Genomic DNA, 320 nt, shown 5'->3' on the forward strand with positions numbered 1-320 from the left:
TCTTCCTACGGGCTGCAGCTCGAGCAGCTGATCGGTGCGGTCGGCGATTCCAACAGTCTTGTCGCCGCCGGCAACATCGAAGGGTCCGAGGGCAAATACGCGGTCAAGGTGCCGTCGCTGATCGAAACGCCGCAGGACATGGCGGCGCTTCCGATCGTCGCCGGCCCCAATGCCGTGGTGCAGGCCAAGGATATCGCCACCGTCCGCTCCACCTTCAAGGACGCCGAGACGGTGACCCGTCTTGACGGCAAGCCGGCGATCGCCATCGAGGTGAAGAAGCGCATCGGCTCCAACCTGATCGACACGATCGCCCAGGTGAG

1 protein-coding gene is annotated in these 320 nt (G+C 64.4%); it reads left to right on the forward strand.

Annotation, left to right across the window (positions count from 1 at the left end):
• The coding region (locus AC0L2Z_RS35500) for an efflux RND transporter permease subunit (RefSeq protein WP_473630656.1) at positions 1 to 320 on the forward strand (320 nt) is incomplete at both ends.

This window comes from Mesorhizobium sp. WSM4850, from assembly GCF_055811735.1.